The organism is Nocardia amamiensis NBRC 102102 (assembly GCF_001612745.1).
GTDB classification, from domain to species: domain Bacteria; phylum Actinomycetota; class Actinomycetes; order Mycobacteriales; family Mycobacteriaceae; genus Nocardia; species Nocardia amamiensis.
Window position 1 is genome coordinate 1 of sequence record NZ_BDBA01000343.1, and the last position, 4,452, is coordinate 4,452.

A 4,452-nucleotide genomic window follows, 5' to 3' on the forward strand; every position below is an offset into this window, starting at 1 on the left:
GGCTGAAAAGGTCTTGGAGAGCGGCGGATTCGAGTAGCCGCAGGGCCGGGTCGGACGACAACCGATCCGCGGCCCGCGCTACCGCCGGAGCCAGCGCGGCGAGATCCGGCGACCGGCGCGCGGTGCCCAGTAGGGCCGCGGAGGTCAGATCGGCGCTCGGCGCATGCGCGGCGGCGGACCGCTGCATGTCAGGTCCGAACGGGTCCGCGCGCGCCAAGTCGATCACCTCGCCTGTGGCGAATACCGAAATCGGCGCCAGCCCATCGGCGTTCCACTCGCCGAGCACCGTCACGGGATGACCGCCGGAGACGGCCAGCAGCGTCCACGGGCCCTCGGTGGCGCGGATCGGCAGCGCGGTGCCGTCGGATTCGGTGACGTACCAGCCCTGTTCGGTCTGGGCAGGCACCACGTCGACCAGCAGCATGGGCCAGGAACGCAGCCACGGATCGGCTCCGAGCGCCGCAGCGTGATCGGCCAGCGCGGCGGCGATGGTGGCCGGCCGCTCGGCGTCGGCGGGCAGCGTGGTGAAGGGTTCGGCAGAGCCGTGCCGCTCGCCCCAGAGCGCCCGCAGGGGCGCCGCGCCCGGATAGAAATGCAGCTCCGCGTCGGCCAGTTGCCCCAGCGCGGGCAGGTCGGCGGGGAAGCTCGGGGAACCGAAGGAATGGTCGACGATCAGCGCCCATCGCCTGGTCACGCGCCCGTACAGCCAGGTACGCCGGGTGTAGAGGCGCTCTTCCTCGGTGACCCGGAGACCGAAGACCATCCATCGGTCCCGGATCGGAGGTTCGGCGCGCACCGCCTCGGCGGGGTTCGGATAGCCGATGTGGGTGCGGATGCTCGCGCTCAGCGCGGGCGGCTGCGCGTCGAGCTGCCGGTGCGCGGCGACCAGCAGGTGCATGCGCGCGTACTCGCGCAGCACGATGTCGGGCCAGTCGGTTCTGGTGGCCACCGTGGTCGGCAGCTGCCGCAGCGCCGCGGCGATGCCGGGGGCCTGCGCGTCTACCATCCTGGCGGCGATGGTCTCGAACGCGCGAAACGAGCGGTCGCTCTGGGCGAGGCCGGTGCGCACCTGATCACCGAGCCAGACGTCGAGTTCCTCCAGCCCTGCGGTCACGCGCACTCTGCGCTGCTCGGCGGTGGCCGGGTTCGGGGTGCGGGACCGGCCGGCGGAGGTGGCTCGCTCGGCACGGCCGCCGATCCAGGACGCCGCGTAGTCCGCGATCTCCGCGGCGGCCGGAACCTCACCCGCGGACCACCGCAGCAACAGCGCCAGCGCGTGCTTGCAGGGGAACTTGCGGCTCGGACAGGAGCATCGATATGCGGGACCGGACACATCGACGATCGTCTGGTACGGCGTGGCGCCGCTGCCCTGGCATCGCCCCCACAGCGCGTCGCCATGCTGTCCGCTCTCGCGCCAGCGGCCCACCAGCTTGCGCGCCGCCGACAGCGAACTCGCATCCGGCGCCACCGCCGCGACCTGGTCTTCGGTCCACGGCGTTGTCATCGGACGGCTCCGGCTCGGTGGTGGCTCATCGCCTTCCTTCATTCCTCGGTTCACCGGAGTTCTACCGCAGCGCACCGACAGGTGCGGCGATCGGTGCCGCGTCGCGCACGGAACCGCTTGTCCGGGTGCCGGATTCGCGGGCCCGGCAAATGTTGCGCCGGATGGTGTGCTCTGGCATCCTGTCCTGTTCGGCTCGACCGAGCCACCCGGACGGGTGTTGACACCATCGAGCTGCCCGCCGGGGTTGGCGAGGGGTGGACATCGAGGCGCGGCGCAGGCGTTTCGATGACCATATCCATCCCCGCGGGCAGATTCGCATGGGCACGGTGGGCGATTCGGACGCGATCGGGTACCGTTTCGCACAGCTTCGACAAAGGCGCCGCGCACGGGGTCGGAGGACGTGTAGCGGCTCGATGTGGAGGGGTTGTCCGCATGCGCATGGATCCCGGTGCCGTCCAGGCCGGCGGTCCTTCCGATGCGCCGCCCCGGTTGTCGGAGGTGGTGACCAGGCGTCTTGCCGAGGACCCCGCGGCGACGCCGTCGGTCACACGCACCGTGCTGCGCGCCTTGGGTGCCGCCGAATCCGATGACGCGCCAACGGCATTCGAGCACTCCGGCATCTTCCTGAGCGCCATTCGGGTCCGCGGCTTCCGCGGCATCGGGCCGGAGACGACGCTGCACCTGCCGCCAGGTCCCGGCCTCACCCTCGTCGTCGGCCGCAACGGCAGCGGTAAATCCAGTTTCGCCGAGGCCGCCGAATTGGCTCTGACCGGTGGGAACCGCCGCTGGGACGGCCGGTCGGCGGCGTGGCGGGAAGGGTGGCGCAACCTGCACGACGGCGCCGCGGCCCGCATCGAGCTGGAACTGCTCACGGCGGGCGACGCGCCGCGGCTGACCATCGCCAAAGAATGGGCCGCCGACGCGGACCTGTCCGACGCGCACTGGACCCAGCGTTATCCGCCCACTGCGCCAACCGAATTCGGCACGGACCGGTGGGCAGCGCAACTCGAGCTCTACCGCCCGTTCCTGTCCTACAGCGAACTCGGCGCGCTGGTCGACGGCAAGCCGAGCGACCTGTTCGACGCGCTGCACCAGCTGCTCGGGCTGGACGAACTGACCCTGGCGCAGGAACGCATCCGGATGCGGCGCTTGGAGCTGGAACGTGCCGTGCGGGATTCCCGCCAGGAACGACTGGAACTGCTCGAACAACTCGCCTCGGTGGCCGACGACCGGGCGGTGCGGGTGGCCGGTCTGCTGCGACCGGCACAGCCGGATCTCGTCGCCATCGGCCGCGAGGTGCTCGGTTCGGAAGACGACCCGGCCGGCCGGGATGGCCTGCGAGCGATCGTGCGGCTCGCGCTGCCCGCCGACGCGGAAGTGGAGGCGGTCGCGGCCCGCCTCGAAACCTGGGGCTCGGCGCTGGCCGAAGGCGCAACCGCCGACGCCGAGGCCGATCTGCGCGTGCTCGAACTGCTGCGCAAGGCACGGGAACACCAGGCGGCGAACGGGACCTGTCCGTGCCCGGTATGCGGCCGTGGCGCGCTCGACCAAGACTGGGCGCGCGACACCGACTCCGCCATAGCGCAGCTCGCCGCCCGTGTCGACGCGCTGACCACCGCTCGCGTCGAACTGGGCAACGCCGTGCGGGCGGCCCGGGCGCTGCCGGAGCTCGTCCCGGCCGAACTGGATTTCGACCCGCGCAACCCGCCATCCGTGGACACCACCGCGGTGCGCGAAGCCTGGGCCGAGTGGGCCGCGCTGACCACCACCGACTACACCCAGGACCTGCCCGACCGGCTCCGCCGCGCGCACGCGCGGCTGGTCGACGAACTCGACCTGCTGCAACAGGGCACCCGCAAGGAACTCGACCGCCTGGACGAGGTGTGGACGCCGCTGGTCCCGCGGATCGTGAACTGGTTGGAGGGCGCGCGCGAGGTCGCCGTGCACGCGCCCGAACTGCGCACCGTGAAAAAGGCCGAGGACTGGCTGAAGTCGGCGACCGCGGGCCTGCGCGGCGAGCGGATGACTCCGTTGGAGACCACGGCCCGCTGGGTCTGGCGCACGCTGCGGCAGCAGAGCAACGTCGAGCTGGGTGCGATCCGCCTGCAAGGCAACGCGGGTACCGCGCGTCGGGTGCTTCTGGATGTGACCGTGGACGAGGTGGACGGCGCCGCGCTCGGCGTGATGAGCCAAGGTGAGCTGCACGCGCTCGGGCTTTCGCTGTTCCTGCCGCGCGCCACGGTGCAGGAGAGCCCATTTCGGTTCGTCATGATCGATGACCCGGTGCAGGCGATGGACCCGGCCAAGGTGGACGGCCTGGCCCAGGTGCTCGCGACCGTTGCGTGGAGCCGTCAGGTGGTGGTCTTCACCCATGACGAGCGCCTCGCCGAGGCGGTGCGGCGGATGCAGCTCGACGCGACCGTGCTCGAGGTGCAGCGCCGCGACCGTTCGGTGGTCGAAGTGCGAGTGTCCAGCGACCCGATCCGCCGGTACCTCGATGACGCCCGCGCTCTGGTGCGCACTCCGCAGCTGCCCGCTGCGATCGCCGACGAACTCGTGGCCACGTGCTGCCGCTCCGCGGTGGAGGCGGCCAGCTTGGCCAGGGCCAGACGCACCCTGCTCGCCGCGGGCATGAACCACAGCGAGGTGGAACGCCACATCGACGCCGCGCACTCCACCAGGGCGAAGGTGGCGCTGGCGGTGTTCGGCGTCGGCAGCAAAGTCGACGATCTGAACAAGAATCTCATCGCGCGGGAAGGACGGTGGGTGGTGGACGCACTGCGCGACGCCACGGCGGGGGCACATGTGCCGATCGGGCGCGACATGCGCGAGCTGATCGCTGAGACGGAGAAGTTCGTCGCGTGGCTGGCCCGGTGACGCGCGTGCCGGAGCCGAGCGCCGAGGCGCGGGTATGAGTGGGCGGCGTCGCCCCAGCGGCGCGCGCCGCG

2 protein-coding genes are annotated in these 4,452 nt (G+C 71.6%); one reads left to right on the plus strand and one right to left on the minus strand.

What is annotated here, in order from left to right:
* Positions 1–1,504, minus strand: a 1,504-nt coding sequence (locus NA4_RS37335) for an SWIM zinc finger family protein (RefSeq protein ID WP_169811212.1), incomplete at its 3' end; no start/stop codon positions are given.
* A 432-nt stretch (positions 1,505–1,936) separates the two neighbouring features.
* Here NA4_RS37335 and NA4_RS37340 point away from each other — a divergent pair.
* On the plus strand, positions 1,937–4,381 hold the full coding sequence (locus NA4_RS37340; RefSeq protein WP_067480788.1) for an AAA family ATPase: 2,445 nt from the start codon (positions 1,937–1,939) through the stop codon (positions 4,379–4,381).
* The last annotated feature ends 71 nt before the right edge of the window (positions 4,382–4,452 follow it).